Source organism: Methylobacterium sp. ME121, assembly GCF_000974725.1.
Lineage (GTDB): Bacteria > Pseudomonadota > Alphaproteobacteria > Rhizobiales > Beijerinckiaceae > Methylobacterium > Methylobacterium radiotolerans.
In genome coordinates this window covers 1-1,259 of record NZ_BBUX01000172.1, presented here as the reverse complement: position 1 = coordinate 1,259, position 1,259 = coordinate 1, and the positions used below count along the sequence as shown (strand labels likewise).

General features: G+C 74.7%; 1 protein-coding gene. It reads right to left on the bottom strand.

Annotation, left to right across the window (positions count from 1 at the left end):
• Nucleotides 1-17: 17 nt before the first annotated feature.
• Nucleotides 18-1,259, bottom strand: a 1,242-nt coding sequence (locus ME121_RS32740) for a chemotaxis protein CheA (RefSeq protein ID WP_491892963.1), incomplete at its 5' end; no start/stop codon positions are given.

Below are 1,259 nucleotides of genomic sequence, written 5' to 3'. Positions count from 1 at the left end.
CGTCACGCCGCCGCTCATCACGCCACCTCCTGGTAGGCGCGCGGGCTCTCGCGCGGGCTCTCGTGCGCCCGCTCGCCGCCGCCCACGAGCCGGCCGACATCGACGATCAGCGCGGCCGTGCCGTCGCCCAGGATCGTCGCCCCCGAGAACGTCGCCACGTCCGCGTGCAGCTTCGACAGCGACTTGATCACCGTCTGGTGGTTGCCGATGATCTGGTCCGCCACCAGGCCGACCCGCGCCTCGCCCGCCGACACCACGATCACCTTCTGATGCTCCTCCGGCTCGCCCGGCGCCCCGAACAGGTCGCGCAGCCGCAGGAACGGCACCAGCGCGCCGCGGATGTTCAGGAAGTCCCGCCCGCGCCCGCCGCGCTCGCCCGCGGGCAGCGCGACGCACTCCTCCACCGCCGCCAGCGGGATCACGTAGCGTCCCGCGCCGACCCGGATCAGCAGCCCCTCGATGATCGCCAGGGTCAGCGGCAGGCGCAGCGCCACGCAGGTCCCGCCCCCCGGCTCGGTGGTGATGTCGATCGTGCCGCGCAGGCTCTCGATCGTCTTCTTGACCACGTCCATGCCGACCCCGCGCCCCGACAGCGCCGAGATCGTCGGCGCGGTCGAGAAGCCCGGCGCGAACAGGAACTGGTAGATCTGCTGGTCGCTCAGCACCGCGCCGGGCGCGCACAGGCCCCGCTCCTCGGCCTTGGCGCGGATGCGCGCCGCGTCGAGCCCGGCGCCGTCGTCGCGCACGCTCACCAGCACCTGGGCGCCGACATGCTCGGCGGTGAGCGTGATCCGGCCCGTGGCGGGCTTGGCGGCGGCCGCGCGCTGCGCGGGCGCCTCGATGCCGTGGTCGATGGCGTTGCGGATCAGGTGGACGAGCGGGTCGGCCAGGCGCTCGATCACGGTCTTGTCGAGCTCGGTCTCCTCGCCGCCGGTGACGAACTCGACCGGCTTGCCGAGGTCGCGCGCGAGGTCGTGGACGAGGCGGCGGAAGCGGCCGAACAGGGCGCCGATGGCGACCATGCGGATGCTCATCGTGGTGTCGCGCAGGCGCGCCGAGAGGCGCTCGATCTCCTCCGCGACGGTCTTGAGGCCGGGATCGGCGTGCAGGCCGGCGAGCTGGCCGAGGCGGGCCTGGGCGATGACGAGTTCGCCGACCCGGTCCATCAGCTCGTCGAGCCGCTCGGCCTCGACCCGCACGCTGCTGGCCGGCCGGTCCTCGGCCCGCCGCGCCGGCGCCCGGGCATCGGCCGGCGCGGC